The sequence below is a fragment of the Mycobacteroides sp. H001 genome (assembly GCF_001440005.1).
Taxonomy (GTDB): domain Bacteria; phylum Actinomycetota; class Actinomycetes; order Mycobacteriales; family Mycobacteriaceae; genus Mycobacterium; species Mycobacterium gwanakae.
This window is the reverse complement of sequence record NZ_LJYH01000015.1, coordinates 1-25788: the sequence shown is the minus strand read 5'-3', so window position 1 is coordinate 25788 and position 25788 is coordinate 1. Positions and strand designations below refer to the sequence as shown.

At 61.5% G+C, this 25788-nt stretch carries 29 protein-coding genes and 2 pseudogenes; 14 read left to right on the top strand and 17 right to left on the bottom strand.

Going from position 1 to position 25788, the window contains the following annotated elements; all coding sequences use genetic code 11:
- Complete coding sequence (locus AOT83_RS00550) at positions 1-669, top strand: arsenate reductase ArsC (protein WP_057966303.1); 669 nt, start codon at positions 1-3, stop codon at positions 667-669.
- A gap of 70 nt (positions 670-739) precedes the next feature.
- Positions 740-1153 carry a low molecular weight phosphatase family protein gene (locus tag AOT83_RS00545; RefSeq protein WP_075874095.1) on the top strand — a complete coding sequence of 138 codons (414 nt, stop codon included), beginning with the start codon at positions 740-742 and terminating at the stop codon, positions 1151-1153.
- A gap of 511 nt (positions 1154-1664) precedes the next feature.
- Here the strand turns inward: AOT83_RS00545 and AOT83_RS27560 are convergent.
- The 4 genes from AOT83_RS27560 to AOT83_RS28080 form a co-directional block, all read right to left on the bottom strand.
- Entirely contained in the window at positions 1665-2354 is a 690-nt protein-coding gene (locus AOT83_RS27560; protein WP_131726952.1) for a hypothetical protein, read from the bottom strand.
- A gap of 30 nt (positions 2355-2384) precedes the next feature.
- A complete protein-coding gene (locus AOT83_RS00535) occupies positions 2385-3092 on the bottom strand; it encodes an MspA family porin (protein WP_057966301.1) in 708 nt (235 codons plus the stop codon).
- Positions 3093-3153: 61 nt separating this feature from the next.
- Positions 3154-3855, bottom strand: a complete 702-nt coding sequence (locus AOT83_RS00530) for an MspA family porin (RefSeq protein ID WP_057966300.1) — start codon at positions 3853-3855, stop codon at positions 3154-3156.
- Between the two features lie 295 nt (positions 3856-4150).
- Positions 4151-4354, bottom strand: a complete 204-nt coding sequence (locus tag AOT83_RS28080) for a hypothetical protein (protein WP_057990350.1) — start codon at positions 4352-4354, stop codon at positions 4151-4153.
- Between the two features lie 21 nt (positions 4355-4375).
- Here AOT83_RS28080 and AOT83_RS28305 point away from each other — a divergent pair, with 21 nt between their 5' ends.
- Positions 4376-4510: a hypothetical protein gene (locus tag AOT83_RS28305; RefSeq protein WP_267888624.1), complete on the top strand. Its 135-nt coding sequence runs from the start codon at positions 4376-4378 to the stop codon at positions 4508-4510.
- A gap of 115 nt (positions 4511-4625) precedes the next feature.
- Here AOT83_RS28305 and AOT83_RS00520 read toward each other — a convergent pair whose 3' ends face one another.
- From AOT83_RS00520 to AOT83_RS00510, 3 genes are read right to left on the bottom strand one after another with little or no spacing between them, the layout of a single operon-like run.
- Positions 4626-5384, bottom strand: coding sequence for an ABC transporter permease (locus AOT83_RS00520; protein ID WP_232783353.1), 759 nt, complete (start codon positions 5382-5384; stop codon positions 4626-4628).
- A gap of 17 nt (positions 5385-5401) precedes the next feature.
- A complete protein-coding gene (locus AOT83_RS00515) occupies positions 5402-6112 on the bottom strand; it encodes a hypothetical protein (protein ID WP_057966298.1) in 711 nt (236 codons plus the stop codon).
- The gene (locus tag AOT83_RS00510) at positions 6109-7014 is read right to left on the bottom strand and encodes an ABC transporter ATP-binding protein (RefSeq protein WP_057966316.1); all 906 of its coding nucleotides are present in this window, start codon (positions 7012-7014) and stop codon (positions 6109-6111) included. Before AOT83_RS00510 ends, AOT83_RS00515 begins: the two co-directional genes overlap by 4 nt.
- A gap of 194 nt (positions 7015-7208) precedes the next feature.
- Here AOT83_RS00510 and AOT83_RS28390 point away from each other — a divergent pair.
- A pseudogene (locus AOT83_RS28390) lies at positions 7209-7632 on the top strand (MarR family transcriptional regulator).
- Between the two features lie 245 nt (positions 7633-7877).
- Here the strand turns inward: AOT83_RS28390 and AOT83_RS00505 are convergent.
- The 6 genes from AOT83_RS00505 to AOT83_RS00485 all read right to left on the bottom strand — a co-directional run bounded on the left by AOT83_RS00505 (position 7878) and on the right by AOT83_RS00485 (position 12776).
- Positions 7878-8402: a redoxin domain-containing protein gene (locus AOT83_RS00505; protein WP_057966297.1), complete on the bottom strand. Its 525-nt coding sequence runs from the start codon at positions 8400-8402 to the stop codon at positions 7878-7880.
- Positions 8399-9262 (bottom strand): SAM-dependent methyltransferase, encoded by an 864-nt coding sequence (locus AOT83_RS00500; protein WP_225421994.1) that lies wholly within the window; start codon positions 9260-9262, stop codon positions 8399-8401. Before AOT83_RS00500 ends, AOT83_RS00505 begins: the two co-directional genes overlap by 4 nt.
- A gap of 428 nt (positions 9263-9690) precedes the next feature.
- Entirely contained in the window at positions 9691-9966 is a 276-nt protein-coding gene (locus AOT83_RS00495; RefSeq protein ID WP_109394729.1) for a hypothetical protein, read from the bottom strand.
- Between the two features lie 762 nt (positions 9967-10728).
- Complete coding sequence (locus AOT83_RS28075) at positions 10729-10893, bottom strand: hypothetical protein (RefSeq protein ID WP_232783352.1); 165 nt, start codon at positions 10891-10893, stop codon at positions 10729-10731.
- A 291-nt stretch (positions 10894-11184) separates the two neighbouring features.
- The gene (locus tag AOT83_RS28070; RefSeq protein WP_232783351.1) at positions 11185-11622 is read right to left on the bottom strand and encodes a hypothetical protein; all 438 of its coding nucleotides are present in this window, start codon (positions 11620-11622) and stop codon (positions 11185-11187) included.
- Positions 11623-11696: 74 nt separating this feature from the next.
- Positions 11697-12776 carry an alpha/beta hydrolase gene (locus tag AOT83_RS00485; protein WP_232783350.1) on the bottom strand — a complete coding sequence of 360 codons (1080 nt, stop codon included), beginning with the start codon at positions 12774-12776 and terminating at the stop codon, positions 11697-11699.
- Positions 12777-12875: 99 nt separating this feature from the next.
- Between AOT83_RS00485 and AOT83_RS00480 the strand changes: the two genes are divergently transcribed.
- The gene (locus AOT83_RS00480) at positions 12876-13715 is read left to right on the top strand and encodes a helix-turn-helix transcriptional regulator (RefSeq protein ID WP_057966294.1); all 840 of its coding nucleotides are present in this window, start codon (positions 12876-12878) and stop codon (positions 13713-13715) included.
- A gap of 290 nt (positions 13716-14005) precedes the next feature.
- Here AOT83_RS00480 and AOT83_RS00475 read toward each other — a convergent pair whose 3' ends face one another.
- From AOT83_RS00475 to AOT83_RS00460, 4 genes are all read right to left on the bottom strand, one after another.
- Complete coding sequence (locus AOT83_RS00475) at positions 14006-14524, bottom strand: nitroreductase family deazaflavin-dependent oxidoreductase (protein ID WP_057966293.1); 519 nt, start codon at positions 14522-14524, stop codon at positions 14006-14008.
- A gap of 61 nt (positions 14525-14585) precedes the next feature.
- Complete coding sequence (locus tag AOT83_RS00470) at positions 14586-16010, bottom strand: alpha/beta hydrolase-fold protein (protein WP_057966292.1); 1425 nt, start codon at positions 16008-16010, stop codon at positions 14586-14588.
- A gap of 8 nt (positions 16011-16018) precedes the next feature.
- On the bottom strand, positions 16019-16492 hold the full coding sequence (locus tag AOT83_RS00465) for a MarR family transcriptional regulator (protein ID WP_057966291.1): 474 nt from the start codon (positions 16490-16492) through the stop codon (positions 16019-16021).
- A gap of 225 nt (positions 16493-16717) precedes the next feature.
- Complete coding sequence (locus AOT83_RS00460) at positions 16718-17368, bottom strand: hypothetical protein (protein WP_057966290.1); 651 nt, start codon at positions 17366-17368, stop codon at positions 16718-16720.
- A 265-nt stretch (positions 17369-17633) separates the two neighbouring features.
- Between AOT83_RS00460 and AOT83_RS00455 the strand changes: the two genes are divergently transcribed.
- The 9 genes and pseudogenes from AOT83_RS00455 to AOT83_RS00410 form a co-directional block, all read left to right on the top strand.
- Positions 17634-18497: an SAM-dependent methyltransferase gene (locus AOT83_RS00455; protein ID WP_057966289.1), complete on the top strand. Its 864-nt coding sequence runs from the start codon at positions 17634-17636 to the stop codon at positions 18495-18497.
- Positions 18498-18678: 181 nt separating this feature from the next.
- Entirely contained in the window at positions 18679-19083 is a 405-nt protein-coding gene (locus AOT83_RS00450) for a redoxin domain-containing protein (protein WP_057966288.1), read from the top strand.
- A gap of 45 nt (positions 19084-19128) precedes the next feature.
- Positions 19129-19347 carry a hypothetical protein gene (locus AOT83_RS27555; RefSeq protein WP_070940878.1) on the top strand — a complete coding sequence of 73 codons (219 nt, stop codon included), beginning with the start codon at positions 19129-19131 and terminating at the stop codon, positions 19345-19347.
- 22 nt (positions 19348-19369) lie between these two features.
- Positions 19370-19714, top strand: a complete 345-nt coding sequence (locus AOT83_RS00445; RefSeq protein ID WP_232783337.1) for a hypothetical protein — start codon at positions 19370-19372, stop codon at positions 19712-19714.
- Positions 19698-20181, top strand: a pseudogene (locus tag AOT83_RS00440) (MspA family porin); the annotation flags it as partial. The gene AOT83_RS00445 and the pseudogene AOT83_RS00440, both read left to right, overlap by 17 nt.
- A gap of 452 nt (positions 20182-20633) precedes the next feature.
- Entirely contained in the window at positions 20634-21626 is a 993-nt protein-coding gene (locus AOT83_RS00435) for a hypothetical protein (RefSeq protein WP_057966313.1), read from the top strand.
- 57 nt (positions 21627-21683) lie between these two features.
- Complete coding sequence (locus tag AOT83_RS00430; protein WP_057966287.1) at positions 21684-23849, top strand: hypothetical protein; 2166 nt, start codon at positions 21684-21686, stop codon at positions 23847-23849.
- A gap of 654 nt (positions 23850-24503) precedes the next feature.
- A complete protein-coding gene (locus AOT83_RS00415) occupies positions 24504-25163 on the top strand; it encodes an LpqN/LpqT family lipoprotein (protein ID WP_267888625.1) in 660 nt (219 codons plus the stop codon).
- A 143-nt stretch (positions 25164-25306) separates the two neighbouring features.
- Positions 25307-25788, top strand: a 482-nt coding sequence (locus AOT83_RS00410; RefSeq protein WP_057966312.1) for a sensor domain-containing protein, incomplete at its 3' end; no start/stop codon positions are given.

The window sequence follows — 25788 nt, the reverse complement described above, 5'->3', positions numbered from 1 at the left end:
ATGACCGACAGCACCGCGACCCACCGCACACATCCCGACCTGTCAATCGATCAGCGCCACGCCCTGCACACCGCCTCGACCCGCTTAGAGACCGAGTTTTCCGGAACCTTCGGCGCTGAAACCATTGAACAGTTCCTGCACTCGTCCTACGAACAATTCGCAGGCAGGGCAACAGTTCCCAATTTTCTGCCGCTGCTGGCCGAACGGTTCGCCCGCCAACGCCTGCACGCGCTGGCCCGGGTCGAAGGCAAGGTCAACGACGGCAAACCCACCGTGCTGTTCCTATGCACCCACAACGCCGGCCGCTCCCAGATGGCGCTGGGGTTCTTCAACCACCTGGCCGGCGATCAGGCCGTGGCCTGGTCCGGCGGAAGCGAGCCGGGCTGTGAAATCAACCCCGCCGCGATCGAAGTGATGCGTGAGGCAGGAATCGATATCACCGGCGAATACCCCAAGCCGTGGACCGACGAAATCGTGCAAGGCGCCGACGTCGTGATCACCATGGGCTGCGGGGACGCCTGCCCAGTCTTTCCCGGGAAACGCTACGAGAACTGGAACCTGCCCGACCCCGCCGGACAATCCGCCGATGCCACCCGCCCCATCCGCGACGGCATCGAACAGCATGTCCGCACCCTGCTGGCCGAACTGGGCGTGACCGCAACCCAGTAACAATCGGGCGAGACTCTATTTCTGTTACTGTACAACGTATTTCACACATCCCTCAAGGAGTGAATCCGCAGTGTCCAGCGAAAAACCCTCGGTACTGTTCATATGCCGCCGTAACGGCGGCAAGTCTCAAATGGCGGCCGGGCTCATGCACAAAGAAGCCGGAGAGCGCATCAACACCTACTCGGCGGGCACTGAACCCGGCGAAGCCATCAACCAACTATCCGCCGAATCACTGCTGGAAGTGGGAGTGGATATCCGCAGCGAACACCCCAAGCCCATCGATTCTGAGCTGCTGCGTAATGTCGATCGCGTCATCATTCTGGGTCAGGAAGCCAAACTCACAGCAGCCGAAGGAGTTAACGTCGAATACTGGGACACCGACGAACCCTCCGAACGCGGCATCGACGGTATCGAACGCATGCGACTAATCCGCGACGACATCACCGATCGCATACAACAACTCGCCGCCGACCTCGCCCGGTAGAGCAGGCCCAGCCGACCAGGTTCTGGTGCAGTTCGCGCACTGCGGATCTGCAATATCCACGGCCACCTAGGTGCGTTGAATCAGAACCGGGGGTTGAGTTTTTGTCGCATACGGCGCACGGCTTTTGTTGTACGGCCCGTGAGATGGGCGACTTGTTCGTGGTTTAGTGATTGGTTCAGGGCGACACTGATTTCTGACACTGTCCATCGCTGATGGGTGTGGGTGCCGTAGTGATCTGAAAGGCCGGTTCTGCGTCTCGCAGCGGCTGCGTCGGGTGTCTGCTCAAGGGCGCGCCAACGTAGGCGCTCAGCTTCTGCGATCCGGCGGACGCGACTGGCTTCAGCTGTCTGGCAATCCTCGCATCGACATCCGCTCTGATAGCCGATGACTCCGTGTCTTATCAATCGGTTGTCCTGTCCTGTGTCAGATGCCTTTCAGCCCAATCGAACACGGGTTTCGGTTGGGCTGATGCCAGTGAGGTAGGGACGTTCCGCGAAGAAGCGGAGTCTGCTCAGGGATGTCCCGTATCAGGTGTAGCGGTCGGAGCTGCCGAAGGAACGCCTGCAGGTTGTTCGGGCGGGGTCCAGTGCCATTGTTCTGGGGCGGGCCCGTGTGCGTCGTCGCCCAAGCCCGGAATCCGGGTTCCGGGCGGGGGTGCGGTTCCGGGTAGAGGTTGGTTTAGCTCCTCTTTGGGTCGGCGGCCCAGCAGACCGCCCCCGAGCTGGCCATCTTGGTGTTGATGCCACAGCCTTCGCAGGTAGTCGCCTCCGGAAATATCGGCGGTCTCCTCGCCGGGCGCGACCCCGTAGATTTCCCCCTTGCCAGGTTCCGCTGGCGTAAGGTTCTGTGGCAGCAGATACTGGTTGTTGAGGGCGTTGGCGCCGGGGACCGTGACCGGGCCGGTGCCGCCGGGGGCAGCTGGCGCCACGTTCTGGCCCAGCAGACTCGGATCCCCTGCGATGCTTAGGTTGGTTGGTACGCCCCCGGGGCCCTGTTCGGTACCCGCCATGGCCAGTGGGTTGCCGATCTGGGACGGTGGCGGAGGCTCCGGTAAGCCTGGCGGTCTGGTTGGCGCCGTCGGCCGCTCCGGTGTATCCGGCCCGGGGTCAGCCTCACAGGTCGCCGCGGAGGCGACCAGAGCAGCAGCTGCGATCGCTGCGGCAACCCCGAACCTTGTGGTTGAAAGAGCGGGAAGCATCATGGGTATGCGTGCACCTTCCTGCGGTCCGGGTTAGACGGTCTTGGTGACTCCGTAGTAGGCGACGATGTCTTCGGTGCCGCTGCTCTTGCTGGTCAGTACCGCATAGGAGCGCAGGAACGACTGTCCCACGCAGCTATCGATCTTTATATGTACGTCTTTGAGCGTGACTCGGGTCTGCTTGCCTTTGAATTTCTTCTTGGTCACCGAGACGTTGATGACTTCGCCGGGCTTAGGCCTGACCTCGACGTTGCCGACCAGTGGCATGCTGATGTTGCCGAGCCCGGACTGTCCTATCGAGGACCCTAGGCCGATGCTGCCGGTAAGCCGCACGGAGTTCAGCTCGATACCGCAGCCGATCTGGTAGCCCGCCTCTATTGTTCCGCCTTTAGGTTTGGTGCTGCCGCTGCCCTTGACCGTGGCGGTGAAGGTGCCTCCGGCCAGGTATTCGCGTGAGGACAGAGCAGTTGTCAGCGGCGGAATTGGCAGCTGGGTCTCCTCCTCGGCAGCCAGCGTCAATACCCAACCGTCAGGTGTGGTGACGACGCTCGGCGGCTCCGAGCCGACGATGCCGTTGTCTGGCGGTGGGCCAGGCTCGCCGTCGGCAGGAGGCAGTGGAGGCACCGGGCCTTCTGCCGCCGCAGGTGCGGGCGCCGGAACCGGTTCAGGATCGGCTAATGCCAGCGGCGCGGTGGCTGCGAATGTGCACGCGGCAGTGAGTGCAGCAAGAGTCTTGAGCATGATGTTCTGGGCCTCTCGGGCTAATCAAGGGAGGTTGAGGAAGATTGCGGTGCTTAAGATTTCAGACGGCCTTGGTGACACCCATGTAGGTCACCACGTCCTGCGTGTCCTCGGTCGAGCTGGTGAGTATCGCGTAGGACCGGATGAAGGATTGGCCCACGCAGCTGTCGATCTTGATGCGGAACGCGTTGATCGTGACGCGGGCGGTGGTCTCCTCTTCGAAGGCCATCTTGGTGACCGGGATGATGGTCGCCGTTCCAGGCTTGAGGGTGGGCCGGATCTGGGCGAAGACACCGGCACCGATGCTGGGCGCGCCCGCGGGACTGATCTGCGGTGTGATGTTGCCACCGAATCGCAAGTCGACGGTGTCGGCGCTTATGCCACAACCGATTTGGTATCCGGCTTCCAGGACACCATCGGTCAGTTTCGTCGTGCCCGAGCCTTTGATAGCTCCGATGAATGTGCCGCCCACCAGATACTCGCGCGAGGACAGGGCGGTGGTCAGCGGCGCGACGGGCAGCTGGGTTTCATCCTTGGCGGCAACCGCCAGGATCCATCCGTCCCGCGTGCGCAGCGTGCCCGGCTCGCCCGACGCAACAGCACCGCTATCAACAGGAGGAGCCGGGGCTGGAGCGGGGGCAGCCGCCGCGGCGGCTGGGACGCTATCGGGCATCGGTTCACCCCCGGGCGGATCGGCCACAGCCAACGGTGCGGTCGCGCCGAGCGTACAGGCAGCAGTTAGGGTGACAAGGCTTTTCAGCATGTGGCGGCATTGCCTCTCAGTTGATCTATTCGGAGGTCTATCCCAGGAACCCGCAGTGGCAATTCACCACAGCTACCCGCTACCCCTTCGGGGTACAGGTGGAATGTCTAAGAGGCTCACATAACAGAACGGTAAACAAAGGAGAAACAGGGCCCGGACACTACCCATCCAACTGTGCGTTGACTTCCTAAGTAAGAGGACCCCTTACCCAATGCGGAATAGTTCGCCACAGCATCAGCACCACGGCGGCCTGCGGTCCGGACACCAGGCTCGGCCTTCCCAGGAATAACCGCTACTAGCCCCCGTGGCCGTCCTGGGCGCGTGTGGTGAGGACGCGGTCGAGTTCTTCGGCGTAGGCCAGGTGTTTGCGTAGCCGGGTGACGCTGTCGCGCGTCTCGGCTTCTGCGAAATCATCACCGCCCGCGACGAAACGGGGCCCGTGCATGTCGAGTTCGGTTGGCCGGGCGGTGGGCGCCTGCCACTCGGCTCCACCACCCATACCGACAGCGTGCGCGGGTCCATGCGGCCCACCGCAGGCAACCTCTCGACCTTCGGCACCCCACCAGGGCACATCGCACATACCGCGATGGGCCCGCTGGTCAAGCAGATCGGGGTGCAGGTCGAGTTCGGCCGGGACCGATTGCCTCCAGGTTGACTTGGCGTCACCCCGCTCGATGGGCGGTCTCGCGCGAATAGCATTGTGCGTCAACCCGCCGATCTGCAACGAGCCGCCGAGTGCGTGAAGGCTTGTCGCTACGCCAATTGGGTTACTAGTTGTGTTTGGCTAGGAATCGTCGCAGGAGTAGCCACCCGATGGCGCTGTTGTAGAGGGCACCGGCCAGCAAGTAGGGCCACCAGGTGCCGTGCTCGCCGGCCGCCCAGTAGGCCTTGGCCGCCCAGTACGGAGGCAATATCCCGAAGGCGAGGTTCCAGCCGGAGCTGATGAACCAGGGCAGGCACGGTAAGCCCGCGATGAGCATGCCCAGTGCCCGTAGCATGGCCAGCCCCTGAATCTTGTTGTTGGCCACGGTGATAATAAGCAGCAAGGTGACGACGGCCGACATGCCCGCAAGCATGCCGATGGGTATGAGTGAGAACGTCAGGCCCGGGGCCAGTATGCCGCTCAGGGACATGGTGGCGACCACGTAGATCGTGGTGATTGCTGCAACTGTCGCGGCCCGGTACCCGAAGAATGTCGCCAGCGGCACCGGCGTCACCCGCAGTGCGGTCAGGGTTCCGGCGTCGATCTCGTCCAGGACTAGGAATGCCGCCAGCCCGCCGGGCACGATGATGCTGGTCAGCAGTAAGAACCCGGTGAGCACCAGCGGGTAGTAGGGAACCAGATCGAAGCCGTACTTGTCGTTGAGCATCCGGGTGAACAGCGGGGTCAGCAGCGCTACTCCGCTGGTCCATAGGACCGGAGCGATGACCAACATTACCAGCAGCGGGTCACGGTAGGTGCCGCGTAGGTCGTTGCGAGCGAAGGCGGCTAGCGCTTTGGTGTTGATTCGCGGAAATGTATATGCCACAGCGATTTTCATGATGACTATTCACCGGGCCGTTCGATGATGTACCGGATAAATGAGCGCCGGGCGAGTATCCACAGGGCTGCGATGCAGACAAGTGGGTAGCTTAGCGCGTATGCCAATTGCCATGGTGTCACTTCTATTTGATGGAAGGCAGCCCCCAGCAACATCAGTGGCCCCTGGGTGGGTATCAGGTAAAGCACAGGGTTGGGCCACAGACCGCTGTAGTGCACCACGGGCGGTATCAGCATGAAAGCCAGCGGTATGACGGTGATCATGAACCAGTCGGTCACCGATGTGAACGGCAGTGAGGTGATGAACCCGGTGAGCAGCATCAGCAGCGTACCCAAGACCACACCGACGCCCATCAGAGCGAGCCGGCAATGCGTGCCGTGCACGAGGGTGGTCACCGCGATCGCCACAGCAAGTGAAATCGAGACCAGTACAACGAGTTTAGCCGCCAGGTATTCGGCGAAGCGAAGCGGTGTGCAGACGAGGGCGCTCAGGGTGCGTTCTTGCTTCTCAAAAAAGACGGTGCCTCCAATGAAGAAGAACCCGATAATCGCGATATCCCCAATCAGGACGTAGGGTTCGGCAACGGGGCGCAGTGAGGCGGGCATCGGAAGTAGCACCGCCAGCCAGATCAAACCGGAGAAGATCCCGGCGTGCAGAAATTTCTGGCGCACCTGCAAGGTGAGCTCTAGCCGCACAGCGCGGGCCAGCCGGCTCATGCGAGCTGCTTTCCGGTGACTTCGGCGAATACGTCGTCCAGGCTGGCCTCGGTGCTGTGGATGGTCTCGATATGGCGGCTGCGTGCGAGCTCGTGGAACTGCGGGTCATCTGCTAGTCCGTCAATCCCGAACTCAGTGCTCTGTAGTATCCCGCCGTTGCCGCGGTAGGTGATGCGGACCATGCGACGGCTTCGTGCGACTCTCAGCTCGGTCGGTGTGTCCAGTGCTGCGATGCGGCCATCGGCAACGAATGCCACCCGGTCGCAGAGTTCATCTGCGGTGTTCATGTCGTGTGTGGTCAAGAATATGGTGCGGCCCTGTGCTTTTAAACTCAAGATGATGTCTTTGACGATGCGTGCGTTGACCGGGTCCAGACCCGAGGTCGGCTCGTCCAGGAACAGTAATTCAGGGTCGTTGATGAGAGAGCGGGCGAATGTCAGTCGCATCTGCATTCCTTTGGAGTATTTGCCCACCCGGATGTCGGCGGCATCGGACAGCCCCACCGCCTCGAGCAGCTCCGCCGCCGCGCGGGTCTTGCCTGCATACAAGGAGGCGAAAAACTGCAGGTTCTCGACGCCGGTGAGCTTGTGATAGTGATTAGGCAGCTCGAAGGACACACCGATGCGCTGGTAATACTGCGGCCCCCATTGCTGCGGGTCCTTCCCCCACACCGCCACGTGTCCGCCGTGCCCGCGCAGCAATCCGATCAACAGTTTCTGCGTCGTGGATTTCCCGGCTCCACTGGGCCCGAGGAACCCGAATATCTCCCCGGGCCCCACAGAAAAGTCCATCCCCCGGATCGCGGGCTCTGGACTCTTCGGATACGTGAAGGTGAGCCCACGCACGCAGATCACGTCTGTACCCACCGAACACGCGGCGTCATTGCCTAAAGCGAAAGTCATGAGGCGGTGCATAGCCTTTCAAGAAAGCTGCAGCACACCAGGTTCACCGGGCACTGCAGAAACGGACAACTCCATCTCCGACCAGGCTTCCCGGAACACCATTGAACAGGATACTGAATTTTCAGTAATCGCAGAAGACTTTGGGGTGCGCGATGGCGGAACCTGGCACGGGAATTCCTGCCGGCCCCTAAACGATGGCGCTTGCACTCTCTGACCATGGGCTGCAGCGCATGACCGCCCGCACGCCGCTGCCCTGCTGTTCACTGAGCAGCGCACCATCACCATGGGAGAGCTAGCCGAGCAGCTGCATGCTAGCGTCGGCGCTATCTCCACAGCGCTGCGTATGCTCACCGAAGTGGTTCTGGCAGAACGGGTGCCGTCCCTGGGTAACGCCGCGACCACTTCCGGCTGTGCGAAAACGCCTGGGCGAACCAGTACACCAACCAAAACCATGCCACCGCCGCAGTGCTGACTGTCGCACGAGAAGGGCTGGCCGCGACGTCACCCGGCGGGTTGGCACACCACCGGCTGGCCCGGATGCACGCCTTCTATACGTTCCTCATGGACCAATTCCCGACCCCGCTTGAGCGCTGGCACGAACAGAACCCACCGTCGTAGCGAAACATTGTTCAGCGCATCATAATTCATGATGGATTCAGACACTTTTTCGACTCCGCCGTGGTGCTGGCCACCGGATGGTCGAGATGTCGGCTGTACTGAGCCCGGTGGTGCTCAGCTCATCGCTGCGGGCCGCGATGATCGTGCCGGGGATGCTGCGGGCACGGTTGGCGCCAGTGGGGCCGTAAGCCGGACGCCATGGTTGGCCCCATCCAGTAATCGTGGATGGTATCTGGCTTGGCGGCTTAGTCGTTGGCGAGGCGTTCGAGGTGGGTTCGCAGGTCGTGTTGACTTAGCGGCTTTTTGGCGGTGGTGATCTGGCCGTGTGCGGTGATGAACACGTAGGCGGGTCGGGTCGTGATCCCGAATCTCATTGCGATGGCTGCGTCCGGATCGACGATCTGGGTGAAGGCCATTTGGTGTTGCCCGTCGAATTCGGTGACCGGTCGCGGACGAGTCCGAGCGATCCCGACAAAGGCGATGTCGCTGTTGCGGGCTGCAGCGGCTTGCAGGAGTGCAGCCTGCTGCCCGGCCTCTGGCTGCTGCGGCGCCCAAAACCATAAGACCGCGGGCTTGCCGTACAGGCTGGCGCCGGCCAATGGAGTCCCGTCGAGTGTGCGCGCGGTGAAGTCCAGTTGCCACGGAACACTCGGTTCGGCAATGACTGTCGATCGTTGCGCGTCGCGATCATTGACTTGGTGTTGGTTGCGGCTACAACTGCACGCACCGATTGCTATGGTCAGTAGCGCGGCGAGGATGGTGTATTTCATCGGCGTGCAGCCAGAGAGCGTTCGATAGGTGATATGTCCATGGCCCGCCCGCACGGTCGCACGTAGAGGTGGCTGTATTCATCGCTACCGGCTTGGCCGTATTCCTGCCATCCGTATTCGGCGAAGAATCCCACAGTCTGTTCGGGCTCAAGGCCGAACCGCCACAGTTGTTTGGCCACGACGAGTTCGTGATGGCCCGCCTCGGCTCCATACATCTCGTGTCCGTCCAGAAAGTCCTTGCGCACGTAGGTCAGTGCGAGATGACTGCCGGGCCCGGGGTCGCACAGATGACTCAGTGTTTGCCGCACCGCCCACTCGGTCAGGTACTGGGTCACTGCCTCCCAGATGATGAACGTGCGCATGCCAGGCTCGAACCCGTCGCGGCGCAAGGCATCAGCCAGATCGTCGGTTTCAAAGTCCACAGCGGTGAGCCGGATATTGTCTGGTGGGCTGCCGAAACAGCGTTGCAGCGCCTTGCTTTTGGCGGCAATGTTGTCAGGTAAGTCGACCTCCCAGACTGGGATATGTGCCAGTTGCGGCAGGCGGCAGGCGCGGCTGTCAAAGCCTGCGCCCAGGATCAGGACCGCGTCGATGCCCTCGTCGAAGGCAGCCAGCAGTCGGTCGTCGATATAGCGTTTACGGCACGCTATAGCAGCCCAGATACCGGGGATCTTCTTTTCAGCTGCGGCGATTATGGCGCCGCGCAGCGGCGCCCAGCGGGTGCTCGCGGCGGCCAACCGCACGGCGGGGGGTAAGAGCCTGGCGGCCCATGGGTCGACAAGTAGTGGCAGGGTTTCGTGCTGTTCTGCTGCCACGATGACCATCGGGCCTATCGCGGTCCCGGCTGCCGCAGAACGCACTGCAGGCACCTCATTTCTGGTAGGCAAATACGATCGCCGACCAGACTTCCCGGCACACCGGGTTTTACCTTAGCCGATCCGGCCACTGCTGGGTTGCTATCGGCAGCGTCGACCGCTTACCACCATTGCTGGAATCAGGGTTGGGGTGGCTAGTCGATGCCGTACACGCCGGAAGCGCGTGGGCGAGTTCGTGAGCGGTCCAGATTTTGGTGCCGATTATGTTGGAGTGTAAGAGAAGCAGACTTCGAAGCATTTGGTCTGAGGGGATGACTCCCGGCTGGACCAATAGGCGGTCCGCAAGGCGCCATAGCGTGCCGTGAAGATCTCTCGATCGTGAGGAATCGGCGGCATATTCGTTGTCGAGCTAGGGCAAATGCGTTTAAGTCGGCACACTAACGCTGTCGATACGTGTGTGCATGTGTCTGTCGTTAGCACGCCAGCGTCACGTAGGCGATCTTGTGGCTGACGGTGGGTAGCGAGGTGGGCTGATTGCGCATGTTCCGCCCCGGCTGCACATTCGTCACAGCCGACTGCTGAGATACCGACTGCACGGTGCACTGGGACGGATGGTCGGATCCGACCCTGGTGACAATCACCCGATATCCATTTGCCTTGAGGCTGTTGATGATCCCCTCGGGGTCTTCGATAGGCCCGGCGCGGGCAGTAGATCCTGGCGCCAACACCACCGCTAGCGTGATCGCCATTGCTAAGGTTGCCGGTAAGACTCTTTTCATGGTCGGTGCTCTTTCTGTCTGGTCAAATACCAATGAGCGTGAACACAGTCGGCGTCGATGCGGTGGATTCCGCTCAGAGCTACCCGGTAGGCCACTGAAGACCGATGCGAACTCGCGCCACGATATGTTGACCGGCACGACCCGGGCTTGAAGCCGGTGTTCGCTAGGGCCACACGGGGGTACGGCAGGCACAGACATGGTTCCTGCACCCGCATCGACTGTCGCTAGCGATGCTCTCACGGTCAGTTACTCCCTCGAAATGAGGCGCTGCTCATTCCGAAAAGATGATTACAGCCTACCGACCCATGACTGCCCGCGCATCAAGCTGCTTCAGCACGTCGAGCTGGCGGCAGCATCAGTGTCCACGCCTGCGATGGCTGCAGGTTCCGGACATCGTGGTGGTGCAACTGTTCCCGCTGCTGCTCAACGCGATAGCGTTGACGGGCGGTTCGACATCGGTTGCCGGTCAAGCGATCAGTCCCCCTCTACCTGCCCCCTCCTGCGCGACCGATCACGCGCGTGCTGCCGGATCAAACCGAACTGCCTCACGCGTCGGGCTCCCCGCTACGGCGGCAGGCCCGGTGGTGTGCATCAAGGTCTACGCACCGGCTATGCGCGCAGCAACCAGGATCACCTGGAAGACGGACAAGTGCCGTATGCAGTGCCTTCCAACGGATTTGCGAACTACGTGCGCGCACATTGCGGTCCTACGCACAGGCGCGAGCTACACGCTTATTTGTCGATGTGACTGTCGAACCACTCCAGCAGTAGTTCTGGATGGTCGTTGAAATAGGTGTAGCCATCGAAGCGGTTAGTGGTGCCCTCGATCCAGAACAGCTTCTTATCAGCGGCGGCAACATTGTCGTGCATCGCCTGAACGTCAGACGGGTACGTCATGGCATCGTCGTGAACCTGGACTAACAATGTCGGCAGAAAGACCGATTTCGCAGCCTCAATCGGCGACAACTGATTCAGGCTAAAGCCCGTTTTTCCAACATTCTGCTTGCGGCAAGACTGCGCGCCGCTTCCTTGTCGATACCTAAGTTTTCAGCTGCGCGTTCCAGCATCGCCCCGAAGAGGCGGGCTGGAGGCCAAGGAGTGCCTTGACGTGCTGAAACTCTTCAGGATGTTTGTCGATGGCATGAAATGTGGAATTGCATCCGTAGCAGATGCTGAACAGCCCGGTTTTCATATGCGCCGTATCGTCTCTTGATTTAGCGTAGCGCAATGAGCCGATGACATCCCGATACTCGAATTGACCGCCGCCGGCCCGCCCGTCATTAGCGGTACCGCTCTGACCCATGTTCCGGCCAGGATGTTGTAACCGGCGTCGTGCAGCGTCTTATGCTGCTGAACATAGTTGACTTCGAATCCAACAAGGTCATTCGGGATCTTGTGCCCCGGGTACCCATAACGATTGCCGTTTAGAAAGTGGTTCATGATGATGAGACGGTCAGAATCCGCCGGAATGAACCAGCCTTTGATTTCGGTCCCGTCCGTGGCGGGAAACGTGACATCCTCATAGGCCATCCCGTACTCGTCAGGCGTCCGGAGAATATCGGTCCGTGCAGGTCTGGCGAAAAAATCTACGAACTGACGGTATGTCTCGCCTTGTTCATCAGTCATCTGATCGGTTTGTGTAATATTCGGGGTCCTCTGCTTCTGATCATTCTGATAATCCTCCGCCGGGGGTGTCAGGCTTATGCAGCGAGATGTTTCTGGAAGAACGGAACAGCCTCAGCGATAGCGATATCGACGTACTTGGGCACGTCATAGAAGTCCATGTGGGTAGCACCATCGACGATCACCAGCTTCTTGTCGCTGCGTGCCCGCGAATGCAACTCGGTGCTGTTCCACAACGAACCTGCTTTGCTCCCAGCGACTATCAGGATCGGCTGGGTAAGCAAGACCTCGACTAGATAGAAGGCATCGAACCCGACGATTTTCGACAGGCTCCTTGACAGCGGGTACCGATTCGTAACGTTCGGGTGCGTCCCGCGCGGCGTCAGGTAATAGTCATTAGCCTGCACCAGGTCAGGCAGGGTGTTCTCGTCGATCTCCTCCGGAAAGAACGGGGCGAAGGTCACTTCGGCGCCCGCTACCTCGGCGGTACGGTACTGCGCCGCTGCCTCCAGAGTGGGCAGCACATCGGAATCCACTCCAGTGCCGTACCAACCGCGGCGCCACGACGTGCCGATATTAGCCCCGCTGACCATACCCACTGCTTTGATGCGGTGATCGGTCATGGTGGCGTTGACGGCGTACCCGCCACCGGCACAGATTCCCCACGCACCAATCCGGTCGGCATCGACGTAGTCCAGGGACTGCAGGTAGTCCACCCCGGCCCGGGCGTCCTCGACGCGGGCACCCGGGTCCTCCAAGGAGCGGGGCTCGCCGCTGCTGTCACCCTGGTAGGACGCGTCCGCGGCCAGCGCGACAAAGCCGTGCTCAGCGAGTCTCTCGGCGTACAAGCTCGCAGTCTGATCTTTGACCCCACCGCCGGGATGCACAATAACCACCGCCGCATAGCTGCCTTGCGGATCGAGGTCACTTGGCACAAACAGGTTGGCCGCCATAGTGATGGGACCATTGCGGAACGTGACCGCACTCTTGACCGATGTCAATGGATTCTCCTTTATACGAGTGGTCGATTGTTCTTCTGTGTCATCGTTGGCCTGGAGAAGTTCATGATCTGGTGTCTGCGCGCCAGTGCGCGTTGCCATCAGGGTCGCCTCGGCATGCAACGTCTTGCTGGTGGGGCTGCCTACCGTTTCACGCATCCCACCCACGCGGGCACCAGCATCTGCCAGACAGCGGGGTTACAACAGGGGAGAAATTCTGCCTAGGCAAAAAGCGCCCAGGCGATGCCAGAATGCGGTATGACGGAAGACCCACGATGGGGTGAGCTCGGCAAGTTCCTACGGGCGCGCCGTGCCGGCCTGAGCCCATCGATGGTCGGGCTACCGGAGTCCACCAACGCGCGGCGCGTGCCCGGGTTACGGCGCGAAGAGGTCGCCGACTTAGCAGCGATCAGCGCTGATTACTACCGGAGGCTGGAACAAGGCAGGCTGGCCGCATCACAGTCGGTGCTCGCCGCACTGGCCCAGGCGCTGCACCTCAACGATGACGAACGCGCATACCTCCATGACCTGGCCGGTAACCCGCCACCGCGACCGCGACGCAGGGCAACCCAGAAGGTCCGCCCACAACTGCAGTGGCTCTTGGATCAGTTGACCCAAAACCCTGCATTTGTTGTGGGACGGTTCATGGACGTTCTGGCCTGGAACGCAACAGCAGCCGCGCTGTACACCGACTTCTCGCAGATCCCCCGTGCACGCCGCAATCTCGTACTACTCGCCTTCCTCGATCCGTCAATACGGGCAATGTTCGCCGACTGGGACAGTGTCGTGAACACGTGCGTAGGGTTTCTGCGAATGGACGCGGCCCAATATCCGCACGATCCGCGCCTGGCCGAGCTAGTAGGCGAGCTTTCCGTAAATGATCTCGACTTCCGAAAATGGTGGGCTGCCCATGACGTCGCCCGCCGCACGAGTGGGCTGAAGAACTTATCCCATCCAGTCGTCGGCGACCTCACCCTCGATTGGGAAACCTTCACCTGCGCAACTGATCCCAACCAACAGCTCGTCATCATGACACCCGAACCCGGCAGCCCATCGCAAGAACGCCTACAAGCACTGATCACCCATGTGAGCCGATAGTTCAGCCGCTCACCCCTGGTCGCCCGCACCGTGGGCACACTGCAACTGATCTTCGACAACGTCCACGCCAGGAGCCACTCGTAAACGAAACCAGCACAATGTGCTTGGATTGAACACTGCATTCGACACCCGTAGACCTAACCTCCGATATCGGATACAGCGGCCGTTTCGACCCGGCTATCGACGGGCTGGTGTTTCACTGCCTGCCCCATGATCTGACAGCTAGCTACGTTCATTGTTTGGCGCTTGCGCAACTACTGGCCTGGCTAGTCTCTGCACATCGCAGCTAACTAGCTTAGGTCGTGCCCGGCAGTTGTTCCACAGCTAGTGGGTCGGGGAACGAACCGCACGAACGGCATCTTTTGGCCAGCCTCCCGGAAGTCGGCCTCCGAGCCGTCAACAGATATTCCTAGGACGCGAGGCAGCATGTATTGGGCTGCGCGGCGGTGTTTGGCTGCGTAGCGCACGAATACCTCACCGCCTTCGTCTTTACTGAGAGGAAGGGCCATCGCGGGAAGCACCCGGGTACCTACCTGGATGCTCACCTCGGGTGCGGCCAGGATGTTCTGATACCAAGCAGCTTTAGCGCCCCAGCCCGAAGCCACGACGTAGCTGTCGTGATCGGAGTCGTGTTCAGCGACTTCCAGCACGGTGCGCCTGGGCTTGCCGCTGATGCGCCCGGTGTGGTTGAGCAGCAGCAGCCGCTGCCCAAATACCCATCCGAGTTTCAGCCGATAAAGGTAGATCGGCATCCGGACGACAGCGCGAGTCAGGCCTGAAGGCAGCGAAACGTTCTTGACGATCTGCATGGCGGCTCCTCGTTCGTTAGAGACGAAGCTTGTGATGCGTTGAATAGCGTTGTGTGCTGGTCTATCTCCTTCCGTGTGGGTTGTTGGGGGCTGAGGCTTGCGCGGTGACAGTAGATTCGGGTGCTAGACCGGGCAGGGCGATCCGTAGTGCCCGGGGAGTGCCGAGCCTGCCCGCCAACCATGGAAAGGCTGCATCGAACGCCTGCGCGGCAAAAGGCCAGTCGTGTCGGCCCGGTCGGGTTGACACGGCACAGCGGATGCCGTGGCTACTGGCTTGCTGGCACAGCGAATTGGCGGCAACATCCTGGCCCTCGGGGTTCGCGACGCCGTCGTGCGGGCTGTCGCTTACCGACCCGATCCCTGTGGCGGTGAGCAGTCGGCGCCCCGCCCCTCCGGGAATGTCAAACCAGCCTGCCACCGCGTGATAGCGCCCGTGGCGGCTGATGACGGTGGCCGGATCGAATCGCGACCATTCCTGGCTGTCACCGCCGAACAGCGCTGCGATGCTGTGGGCTTTGTCGCCGGTGTTCGGGCTTGCGTCCCCGGCGATATCGACAAACGCGGTGAAAGTTTCGGGGTGCATCACGGTCAGATCCAGCGCGCAAGTACCACCCATCGACCAGCCGGCAACACCCCAGTTATGTCGATCCGCGCTGGTGCGGAAGTTCGACACGATGTAGGGCACGACCTCGTTCACGAGATGATCGGCCGCGTTGCCGCGGCTGCCGTTGACGCACTCGGTGTCGTTGTTGAACGCCCCGGTGGCATCGGCGAACACCAGGACGGGGGCGTTTCCACCGTGCCGGGCGGCGAAATCATCTGCAGTTTGGGCAGCATGGCCCGCCCACACCCAGTCCGCGGGGGTGTTCAAGGCCGAGCCGATCATCAGGGCAACGGGAAGGTGCGGTGCCGGGTCGTGGCCAAACCATGCCGGCGGCAGGTACACCAGCTCGGTGCGATGGCTAAAACCGGACGCGCCAACAGGAATCGTGACTGGTGTGATAACACCGGAAGCTGGCTGCACCCCTGCCAGTTGCATGGCCAATACCGTGCCGCGGTCGACCTGACCTGGAACCGGGGACAGCGTGAGTCGGCTCCACGCCGCATGCACCGTGGGCAGGTATCCGATCCACGCATTCACCGACAGGCCCGCAGACACAACACACAGTGGTATCGCCACGACCGCCAGTGCGCGCCGCCACCACACCCCACGCCAGCAGGCCGCGAGCACCGACACCAGGCCTGCGCCAGCGATCCATAACCACAGTTGCAGCGGTGCCGGGTTGCCGGCAACACCTATCGACCCGAGATACCAATACGCCGTCGCAGCCAGCATCACACCGACCACAGCACCCCAGAGCATGGCTGCGCCCCTGCGTTGCGTGCGGCTTGCTAGCACTGCGAAAAGCACTGCTGCCGTGAATAGTTGGGCCAGCACAGGCAGCCATCCATGAAGAAGTGAGAGCTGCCCAATGAAGTGACGCATCGAGGCACCTACAGGCCAGCAGAAGCGGAGGGCTCGCCGCCAGCAGCGGTGAACGCACTCAACGCCCGCACCAAGCCGCGACGCTCCCGCGGCGCCATCTTGCCGGCAATCTCAGCGATGACAGCCCGTCGGCGCGCCGTGACCTCCTGAACCACGCCTTCGCCGTGAGCGGTCAACTCGACCACCAATTCTCGGCGTGAGCGCGGGTGCGGCCGTCGATCGATCATTCCAACGTTGACCAAACGATCGACCATCCGGCCCGTCGTAGACGGCTGAACCCCTAACAACTGAGCCAAGGCGGCCAAGTTGATCGGGCCCTCATTGGACAAGATCACCAAAGTGCGAAATTGCGGAAACGTGATCGTCTCATCTACCTCCGCGATCGATCGCGCAGAGATCGCCAACAGCAGCCGCGAGGCGACCAGCAGCGAATCTGTAAGGGCATCAAGCGATTCCGCTAGATCTGCCTCGTCAACAGTCACACCGTCTCCCTTTCAGGGCAGCCCATCAACACCCAGCCGAGCAATACAATACCGCACGGTAACTATTGCATAGTGCTAGTGTATGCCTCTGGCCGCGCGCTGACGCGACGTATGGATGCGTGGCCGGTACAGGGCGCTGGCGGGTATTACCTGGTGCGACGGAGAGGCCCGCCAGCGCCCCCGGCCGGTTTCGCGCCTTGTGCACGGGCCGTCAAGGTGTCGGCGTCAGGCCGAGTGGCTGATGATGCCGGGAAAAGGCAGATCCCGCAGGATCGGGTCATCGGGGAAGCAGATCGATGCCACAGACACCGTCGGTTGTGGGGCTCCGGCATCAGCGGCGATATGGAGGCGATAGCCCGCCGTGTCCGCCGACCACCCCGCGGCGCTTGGGTCCTCGTTGACCTGCGCACCCCAGCTGCGCCACAGGGCCTGCGTTCTGGAGGCAATTTGGTTCGCTTGCATCTGCGGCGATGTCATGACCGCCATGGAGACCTCGAAGCGCACCGCCGGGCTAGCGGCGTTGGCGCCCACACAGGCCGTAGTGCGGCCGCCCACCGGCATGGCGCCGCCATCGAGATAGCTCCCGATCGGTAGCGCGTTGACTGTCTTCTCCAGGTAATCGACCACTGCCTTCTGAACCTGCGGCCGACTGGCTGCGAGCTGCGTCACCGAATGGTGCTCTTTGTCAACGGTATTGGTTGTCAGGCCGCTGAGGGGAGCGGATTGGGATGAACATGCGGTCGCCCCGGCAAGCACGCCGACCGCGGCGAGGCGGCACTGTCGCTGCAGGAAGGCCGAGATCTGCCGCGCAAATATGTGGGCTGCGGGAGCGGGCGAATGCGACAAGCCTGCGCCTCCGAATTCATCGATACCCACGCGGTTTCACTCAGTCCGCCCAGGCCAGCACTGATTTCACTAAAGATAACCTACAAAAAGTATTGCATACTGCTACCGTATCTGGCGGCTGCATTCACGGCGCAGCGGCCAGAACCGAGTGCTGATGGTGACGCCAGATGCGATAGGGACACATCGCCTGCGTTGCTCTGATCTGGGTGAGCGCTGCCGTGTGAGGAATGCGGTGGTGTGCCGGGAAGCCTGGTCGGCGTTATTGAGTCGACCGATCAGAGAGCTGAGGGCGCCTATGAGTTCGGCGGTGGGATACGGCGTCTACGGTTCTGCCTCGGTCCTGGCCACCGAGCAGTACGAGAGCTCACCGCTGATCATCGACCCGTACGCGATTCGTCTGCTGCCTCCCGCGTTACATCTGAAAGCTCTGGCCACACGCCGGGCACCGGTGCGGCGGGCGATGATTGCCGCAACGGAGAAGAAGATCTGCGGCGGGTGGGCTGGCGTGCTATGCCGCAAGCGGTACATCGATGAGCAGCTCATCGAGGCCCTTGCCGACGGACTTGATGCGGTGATCATCCTGGGCGGCGGGTTCGATACGCGTTTGTACCGGATACCGCAGTTGACCGGTGTCCCGGTCTGGGAGGTCGATCTGCCAGCCAACAGCATCCGTAAGCAGCAGGTGGCGGCGCGTCGTTTCGGATACATCCCCCGACATGAGACATATGTTGCTGCCGACCTAGCAACCGAGAACATGACGAAATGTCTGTCGGACAGCGGATTTGACCTGGATATGCGCGCGTTTGTGATCTGGGAAGCCGTGTCGATGTATCTGACTGAAGCTACTGTGCGACGCACGCTGCGGCACATGCTTGCGCTGGCACCGGGGAGCCGCTTAGCGTTCACCTTCCTGCGTAAAGCATTTGTGGACGGGTTCGCCATGTACGGCGCGCGCGCTGGATACGACGAATTTGTGACACAACAACAGTTGTGGCACTTCGGTCTACATCCAGAACAAGTCGCAGAGTTTCTCGCCGAGTACGACTGGGATCTGCTTCTACATGTGGGCGCAGCAGAATATTTGCAGCGCTACCTGCGACCTGCGCACCGCGACCTACCTGTTTCAGAGATCGAACGGGCGGTGATTGCCCAACGCTAGCTCATCGCACGACAAGTCTAGAACTAGCTAGGAAAGCTGAATCACCTTGAAAAACAGCGCAATAACTCTCGTCGCCATCGTAATTCTTGCAACCGGATGCTCACCTGGCCGCACACTGTTTACGTCCCAGCAGCTGCCCGCGGCTAACCCGCACGCATCAACACTGACCGCAGAGCCGCTGGTGCCCTGGCAGCTGCAGTTCATCGCCCAATCACTGGACGGAGGCGGGTTTTCCGGAGAAGACTTGTGGGGCAAGCCGGCCGTGTTGTGGTTCTGGGAACCTTCCTGCGCCGCGTGTAAGTCACAGGCCACGATCGTGCGAGCCGCGGCCGCCAAGCATCCAGGCATCACCTTCGTCGGGGTCGGAATCAAAGCCAGTGCTACAGATCTGCGGGCGTTTATACGCAATCACCCCATGGAATTCACACAGGTCATCGACACCAGCACGAACATATCGAGCCGCTTCGGTATCACCCAGTCACCTGCATACGCCTTCATCACCGAAGGCGGCGTCATAAATACCGCCAAAAAACCATTGTCACAGCACGATTTAACGAAACAAGTCAACAAGCTCAACGACGCTTGACCCACCGCCGGAGCCCATCCGTTCACCTATACGAAAGGCCACCTCATGCCCGCTAAACAAAGCACCCCCAACCCAGAGACAGCGCCGAACTCCACCCCGGGCCGAGCCCTTGCCGGCATACTCGAAGGTAGCGCTGTCGGCATAGAAGGGCGCCGCGCCTACCTCAATCCCCAGCAGATGAGTCCTGAAGATATCGCCGCGATCCGGCACGGCATAGCCGCGCTAGATGCCGAGCTGTGGGCACTCAAACGAATCTTCCGCTAGCAGGCCGATACACCGCCACGACATGAACAGTGAAACCCCGCACCGCATCAACGCGAGCACATGTAACGATCACCCGATGATCGAGGATCGTTCTGCCGCACAGGCGCGCGCGCTACTGACTTCGCTCTACGAGCATGTCAACGAGGTATCTCAATCGATCACCGAGACTGAGCGACGGAACCAGAATGCTCCCGTCAGGCCCACCGCAGCCAGACATCAACGCCATCACCTTATAGCGCTGCGAAAAGACCTGTACGAAGCGCACCGGCTCATCGACGAGCTACGCCGCAAGTTCCCTAGCGCTCGGGACATCCCCTGGCCCACGACCAATCCCCCAGAAGCACCCGCCAGTGTCCTACCGCGCTGAGGCCACCATCACCGGGCAAGGCTCGGCGGTGATTCAGGATGCACTGCTGGAAACCGGCTACTTCATCGAATGCCGTACGGATTCGTGCTGGGGTGGAGGCTGGCGGCGAACCTCGGTTGACGTTCAACCAGTACGTGTTCGGGCAGGGTTATGGGGGCGGCTACAGCCAGGGCTCCAATAGCGGGGACGGCGGCTTCGGGGGCGTTTCCGGTGGCGGATCGCTCAGGGCGCAAGAATATATCGGCGGCTACATCCGTGTGCTTTTGAAGCCGGGCGGATTGGCGCAGTTGCCGATGGACCGCATCAATTTCCGCAACATGCGCGCGGTGTCGCGTGTGCGCAACCAGAACGTAGAGGCTGACGGCTGCGGCGGGCAGGTCAAAATCCAGTCCTATGCCACCTTCCGGATCCGCACCGAGAACGGTAACGACACTCAAACCGTCTACGGCGAACCCAAAGATCTCTAAAGACAGGTCAGGAATCAACCAGCATGTCCACCGCGCCGACCATTAAACCACTGATCCCGGTAGGTCGCCTCGTGACCAGTCAGGAAACATTCAACTATCGGGTTGACTTGGTAGCTACAAACCCATACTGTGAGTTGAAATGCCTTGTTCTGTGTGGCTGTACACCCGAACAACCCCGGTGGCAGGCAAACACTATCTTGGGGAGGATCGCAGCCATGGCCCAGACGGCGGTACGGGTAATCACCTGCCGTCGCATGTCTGCGCGTGCCGCAGTCCAGCAACCTACCCGCTCGGCCCGTGTGCGTCCGCGTGCTCGTGGTGCTGTGATCGGCACTGCGATGGCTGTGCTGACCGTGGTGGCGACGGTCCTGCTGGCCCCTGGCACCAGCTGGACGGCCGCGGCTGATCCGGCAACTCCTGGGCCGCCGGCACCGGCTCCGCCGCCATTAGCGGTGCCCCAACCCGATTCGCTGCCCCGCGATGCGTTCATCGGAGGAGCGCGCACGAGCACGAATTCGGGGCTAGGTATGGGAAACGGCATGGGGCGACCGTTAGCCGAGCCGCGCGAGCGCTCCGTGGCGGCAGTGCCTCCGATCGCATCCGATGGCGTGCACGCCGCGACCGCTTGGCCAGGTAAGCAGATCGTCATCCACTTACCCAACGAACGCGCCCTGACCGCTGCTAACTGGGGTGAAGGCGGCGCGGCCGCTTACGGATCGGGTCCCGTGGATTACGTGGTGATTCCCGATGCCGGCGGCGGTGTCGATATTCGCATGATCCGGAAAACTTTCATCTCGCCCAGTGACTTCACGCTAGGAGTCAGGTACCCCGACGGCACTCATCTGCGCCAAGCCGCTCAAGCGGTGGTGGTTGAGACTGACGCTTCTCCGGGCAAGCCCGCGGCGATTATCGGCGCGCTGAGCATTCCTGAGGCGAAAGACGGCGCCGGAAAATCGATCTCGGTGACACCGTCCATCGGGGGAAGCTATCTGTATCAGCAATCGGATGTGAATCTGAACGTCGGCGAGGTTGGGCTGCTCAATTTTCCCGTCACCATCACCGTGGCCTACCGCGCCACCACCACTAGCCCAACCGTGGCTCAGGGTGATCAGGGACCTCAGCGTCCGCCGGTCGCCAAGGATGGCCGGTGTGTGTCCGGTCCGGCGCAATTCCGCGGCGCCGACAACGATGGAACCCCTGGCGCAGCTGCTGATTTCGTGCCGTCATGCGCCCGGCTGGCCGCGTGCATGAGCGCGGCCCCCGCCCGCACCAGCGCCTTGACGTGTGAGAACACGTTTATGGCTGATCTGACGAACGCGTGTGTCACAGCGTTCGGGCACGACGGCGACGACTACGAGGGTTGTCTAGCAGCGGCCAACGGGCATACCCGCTGGGCCAAAGAAAACATGGTTCCCGGTCCCACGGCCGTAGGAACGGGAACCTGACATGTATACCTACACAGCACTTTTCGCAGCACAATTCCGGGGAAAAGGATCTTGTCGATGAATGAGGATGCGCCCACGCAGACCCTGCCCGCAGCAGGGCCGTTGCGAGCGCCGGAGTTGACCGGCGTCGGTGCCGGGATTATCGGGGCCGCCTTGGTGACTGCGGGGGTGTGGGGCCTGCACGTGCTGACTCCCGGTGGCGGTGCGGTGGGGTCGGTTGGCTGGGTTGTGCTGCTGTGCTTGGCGTTTACTGCCTTGGGCAAGGGCATCACCTTGCTGCGTCGTGCCTTGGCCCCGGTCACCGCCGCAGCCTTGGTGCCGCTGGCTAGTATTTCTGCCCCTGTGCGTGCCACGGCCGGAATCGTCATTGGCGCCAGCGGTATTTGGTGGGTGATGCGCGGACATGCCGCCAGCTGGTGGACACACATCACCGGCACCGGCGGCGCGACCGAGTGGACGTTGATCTCGCAGCTGGTGGTTGTGGCGCTGATCGCTGTTTCTGGTGCGCTGCTATTCGGCGGCGCCAAAACCCTTGCCACGCTGATCTTCGCCAATTCAGGCGCCCGAGAACGCCAACACAACCTCAGCCAGCAGCAGCGATGGGCGCTGTTTTGGTCCAGTCACCCTGGCCTCGGCTTAACCCTGCTCGCCGGCGGGGTCGCGCTGGTGTTCCTGTCCGGGTACGTCGTGCCGCAGGTGTCGGGGTGGCTTTCCGGCGATGACCCAATGGCCGCTTTGGCGGCAATTGCCGCGATATTGACCGTGGCTTTCTTCGCGAATACGTGGTGGTGGCGCGCCTTGTCAGGGTGGTGGACCTGGGCACACACCCACGGCAGCAGCGGCGGTGGCGCTAGCCCGCTGGGACAGATGCAGGCCGGCGGCGCCGTCATCGCGCTCATCTGGTTTAGCGCCATGGGATTTGGGCTGGCGTCCCCGGCCGATTACACCGGCCCCGGCGCCACGCCCCTGGCGCGGGCTGCGTGCCCACCGGATTGCGGTGGTGGAGGCGGTCTTGATGGTCCCCCTGGGGGCGGCAGCCAGTTCAGGCCCCCGGATATGCCCGCGCAGCAGCCCGACTATCAAGGTGGCATCAACCAGGCGCCCCTGAACCAAAACTCGGGAATCTCGATCTACAACGAAAGCCCCGCTCAGGGCGGCGGGCAGCAGGCCTCCCAAAACATGGGCCCGCAAATGTCCGGTCAACGCGCCGCGCATGGCGAACCGCTACCCAACTACGGACCTTGGCAACCCGACGCACAACCTCCCGCCCAAGCACCGGTACAGCAGGCACCTCAAGCTCCGCAGCAGCCCGCCCAAGCGCCCCAAAACCCCGCTGGCCAGCAGCCTGCACAACAGGCACCTCAACAGCCGGCACAGCAAGCACCAGGGCAGCAGCCTCAGGGGCAGCCTGGACAACAACCAGTACAACAGCCGCAACCCGGTCAAACTCAACCGGGCCAGCAGCCACAAAACCCACCAAACCAACAGAACCCGACGCAACAACAGCCGCAGAAACAGCCTGATCAGACACCTCAGAAGCAGCCCGACACGCCGAAAAAGAACCCGATCGACCCCACCGATCTGGCAACAGCTGCCACCCGGCGCGGCTCGCAGCAAGCAGGCCAGCAGGCCGCGCAGCAAGGCACACAGCAGGCGACTCAACAAGCTACACAGCAGGCCACTCAGGCAACGCAACAGACACAGCAAGCGACACAGCAGGCAGCAAAACCTGGCGATCAGTTCCCCGCCGATTTCCACATGGGCCAACTCGGCGACGGCCTGAGCAAAACCGGCCAATACGCCCATACAGGTACCCATTGGTCACCAGATGCCAAGGTATCAACGATGCCGAAGAGCACAGCCGAAAATCTGATGCGACAAGGAAAAGCGTTCACTCGGCTGGGTCGTGGTCTTGAGATTGCCCAAGGTGCATACGACTTGGCCAACGGTGCTCCAATCCCGGAGACTATTGGTAAGACTGCCGGGTCGTTGGGTGGTGCCTGGCTGGGTGCCGAAGGCGGTGCGATCATCGGGGCGTCGATCGGATCAATCTTCCCCGGTCCCGGTACCGTGATCGGCGGCGCAGTCGGCGGCGTAATCGGCGGCTTCGTCGGCAGCGGACTCGGCTCGGAAGCAGGCGAATTTCTCGGCGGCGCTGCGCGCTCCGCCGGCTCAGCACTCTCCAAAGCCGGGGGTGCCGTCGCATCCTTCTTCGGCTGGTGACAGGAAAGAAACGAGAAATCAGCTTATGCTCACAATAGCGGCCACTGCCGTCGGTTTCCTTGGGTTGGTCATCACACTTACTCTGATCCAGTTGCCGGCACACATTTCATTCATTCAACTATCGGCACTCGCCGCCGGGGCAATATTGTTCCTAGGGCTAACAACGTTCGGTCTGTACACGCTGATGGATTCTCAAACGCTAAAGATCGGTGCGGTATGCGGCGCTGTAGTCATCCTGATAAATATCGCTAACCTAGCGAAGCGGCGCCACAACACGCCGACAAAATTTGGTGAATCATGACGGTCGAAGGTGTGCGGAACGGGCTATTTTATCTGGTGCTAGTACTGAACTATGTAATTCTTATCTCTCCTGCGTTCAGTAGCGACTCGTTCGACAGACCACCCTCAAGGAGATATTGGATTACTCAATTCTTGGCGTCTCTGTTGTTCATTCCGGTGGCGTCAAACCTTGCTGTTGCATTCGGCTGTGTCGCATTAGTCATGATTTCGTCGCTAATTTTCGCTTTATGGCAAACACCTTTGGGAAATAAAACGTTTGAGAAGGCCACTCTTCCGTTGCGGCGGCGCTTGCGCAGGAGTCGCAATAAACATGACAAGTATTGACTAATCGCGAACTAGTGAAAGAGGTTTTCCATGAGAAGCTGTAACCCAGTGTTCGGTGCATTGTTTGGCGTGGTCGTTGTGGCGGCGGGGTGTTCGTCGCAACAGTCGTCGAGTGATACATCCGCCTCGTCTGCTGCGTCAGTGTCGCCGCCATCGACGTCCGCATCGTCGCCGGCTGTGGCCGCTGACGGGTGTGCCGCTAGCAATGTTCGGATGGTCACATTGGAGTCCAAAGCCACCGACGAACCGACGCTAGCGGTGCCAGCACCCAACGGGTGGGAGTACTCGGAGGCGATGAATTCGCCGGTGATTCGGGGTGCGGTGGTCAATACCGGCTTGCGGGCCAACAATTTCTCCCCGAACGCCGTGGTGACCCTGGAAGACCTCACCGGGAGGGTGCCTTCTGCGCAACAGGGTATCGAGGCCGAGATCGCCAGCATCGAGCAAGGCGGCGCGGCCGTGCAGTCTCGGACCGCAGGAACGGTGTGTGGACACCCAAGCAGCACGATCACCTACACCTTGCAGAACCGGCCGGTCACGGCGTTGATCACCGCTGCCGAGGACGGCCCCAAGATCTGGGCAACGGTACTGACCATTCAAACCAATGAACCAGATAACCCCACCTATACCGCTGACAAGCAGACCATGTTGGATGGCTTCCAGTTCACGGTGCCTGGCAAGGATCATTAACCGCTGCGATGTGGCTGCGGATGGTGTTGTGGCCGGCCCTGTTTGCAGCGGTTATCGGTCTGTCGGGTTGTTCGGAACTAGTCGCCGGACAGGCGATCAAGCCTGGACCATCCCCTGACCCGCCCAGGCGCCCGATCGCGTGGATGTTGCCAGATCAAACGGAGCTGTCCGAAGCGTTGGGTTCGCCGATGCAGGCCAGGTATGGCGGTAGACCCGGCGGGGTGCAGGTGCTGCCGAACGGCATGGCCGACACGTCTCCGGTGGAGTGCATCAAGGTCCATGCACCGGCCATGCGCCACACCTATGGGCAAGCACCGGTACGCGCTGCAATCAGAATCACCTGGAAGACCGAGCGCGGCCACATGCAGTTCCCCACACCGGATCTGCGGACCACGTTCGGGGTTGTCGAGCTCGACACCCCCGACAGTGCTCGCTCCTGGTATCGGCGGTTCGCCGACGATTGGCGCCGTTGCAGTGACAAGACTGCGGTCATAGACAGGGCCAACTACACGCTGCGCTACGGCATCGGACGCACCTCTGATGCCGGTGACCTGCTGACCACCGTGCTGATGTTCTCCGGCACAGGCAGCAGCCGACCTGTGCCCGTGCAGCGTGCCCTAGCCCG

Bases quoted from the DNA above. Each gene is read 5' to 3' on its own strand.
- AOT83_RS00515 (WP_057966298.1), bottom strand. From the start codon at position 6,112: ATGAGCCGGCTGGCCCGCGCTGTGCGGCTAGAGCTCACCTTGCAGGTG.
- AOT83_RS00535 (WP_057966301.1), bottom strand. From the start codon at position 3,092: ATGCTCAAGACTCTTGCTGCACTCACTGCCGCGTGCACATTCGCAGCC.
- AOT83_RS00475 (WP_057966293.1), bottom strand. From the start codon at position 14,524: ATGCAGATCGTCAAGAACGTTTCGCTGCCTTCAGGCCTGACTCGCGCT.
- AOT83_RS28070 (WP_232783351.1), bottom strand. From the start codon at position 11,622: ATGACTGATGAACAAGGCGAGACATACCGTCAGTTCGTAGATTTTTTC.
- AOT83_RS00530 (WP_057966300.1), bottom strand. From the start codon at position 3,855: ATGCTGAAAAGCCTTGTCACCCTAACTGCTGCCTGTACGCTCGGCGCG.
- AOT83_RS27560 (WP_131726952.1), bottom strand. From the start codon at position 2,354: ATGATGCTTCCCGCTCTTTCAACCACAAGGTTCGGGGTTGCCGCAGCG.
- AOT83_RS27555 (WP_070940878.1), top strand. From the start codon at position 19,129: ATGCCCGCTAAACAAAGCACCCCCAACCCAGAGACAGCGCCGAACTCC.
- AOT83_RS00505 (WP_057966297.1), bottom strand. From the start codon at position 8,402: ATGAAATACACCATCCTCGCCGCGCTACTGACCATAGCAATCGGTGCG.
- AOT83_RS28080 (WP_057990350.1), bottom strand. From the start codon at position 4,354: ATGGGTGGTGGAGCCGAGTGGCAGGCGCCCACCGCCCGGCCAACCGAA.
- AOT83_RS28075 (WP_232783352.1), bottom strand. From the start codon at position 10,893: ATGACGTACCCGTCTGACGTTCAGGCGATGCACGACAATGTTGCCGCC.
- AOT83_RS00455 (WP_057966289.1), top strand. From the start codon at position 17,634: ATGAGTTCGGCGGTGGGATACGGCGTCTACGGTTCTGCCTCGGTCCTG.
- AOT83_RS00430 (WP_057966287.1), top strand. From the start codon at position 21,684: ATGAATGAGGATGCGCCCACGCAGACCCTGCCCGCAGCAGGGCCGTTG.
- AOT83_RS00510 (WP_057966316.1), bottom strand. From the start codon at position 7,014: ATGACTTTCGCTTTAGGCAATGACGCCGCGTGTTCGGTGGGTACAGAC.
- AOT83_RS00415 (WP_267888625.1), top strand. From the start codon at position 24,504: ATGAGAAGCTGTAACCCAGTGTTCGGTGCATTGTTTGGCGTGGTCGTT.
- AOT83_RS00550 (WP_057966303.1), top strand. From the start codon at position 1: ATGACCGACAGCACCGCGACCCACCGCACACATCCCGACCTGTCAATC.
- AOT83_RS00445 (WP_232783337.1), top strand. From the start codon at position 19,370: ATGAACAGTGAAACCCCGCACCGCATCAACGCGAGCACATGTAACGAT.
- AOT83_RS00480 (WP_057966294.1), top strand. From the start codon at position 12,876: ATGACGGAAGACCCACGATGGGGTGAGCTCGGCAAGTTCCTACGGGCG.
- AOT83_RS00495 (WP_109394729.1), bottom strand. From the start codon at position 9,966: ATGGCGATCACGCTAGCGGTGGTGTTGGCGCCAGGATCTACTGCCCGC.
- AOT83_RS00470 (WP_057966292.1), bottom strand. From the start codon at position 16,010: ATGCGTCACTTCATTGGGCAGCTCTCACTTCTTCATGGATGGCTGCCT.
- AOT83_RS28305 (WP_267888624.1), top strand. From the start codon at position 4,376: ATGCGGCCCACCGCAGGCAACCTCTCGACCTTCGGCACCCCACCAGGG.
- AOT83_RS00485 (WP_232783350.1), bottom strand. From the start codon at position 12,776: ATGCGTGAAACGGTAGGCAGCCCCACCAGCAAGACGTTGCATGCCGAG.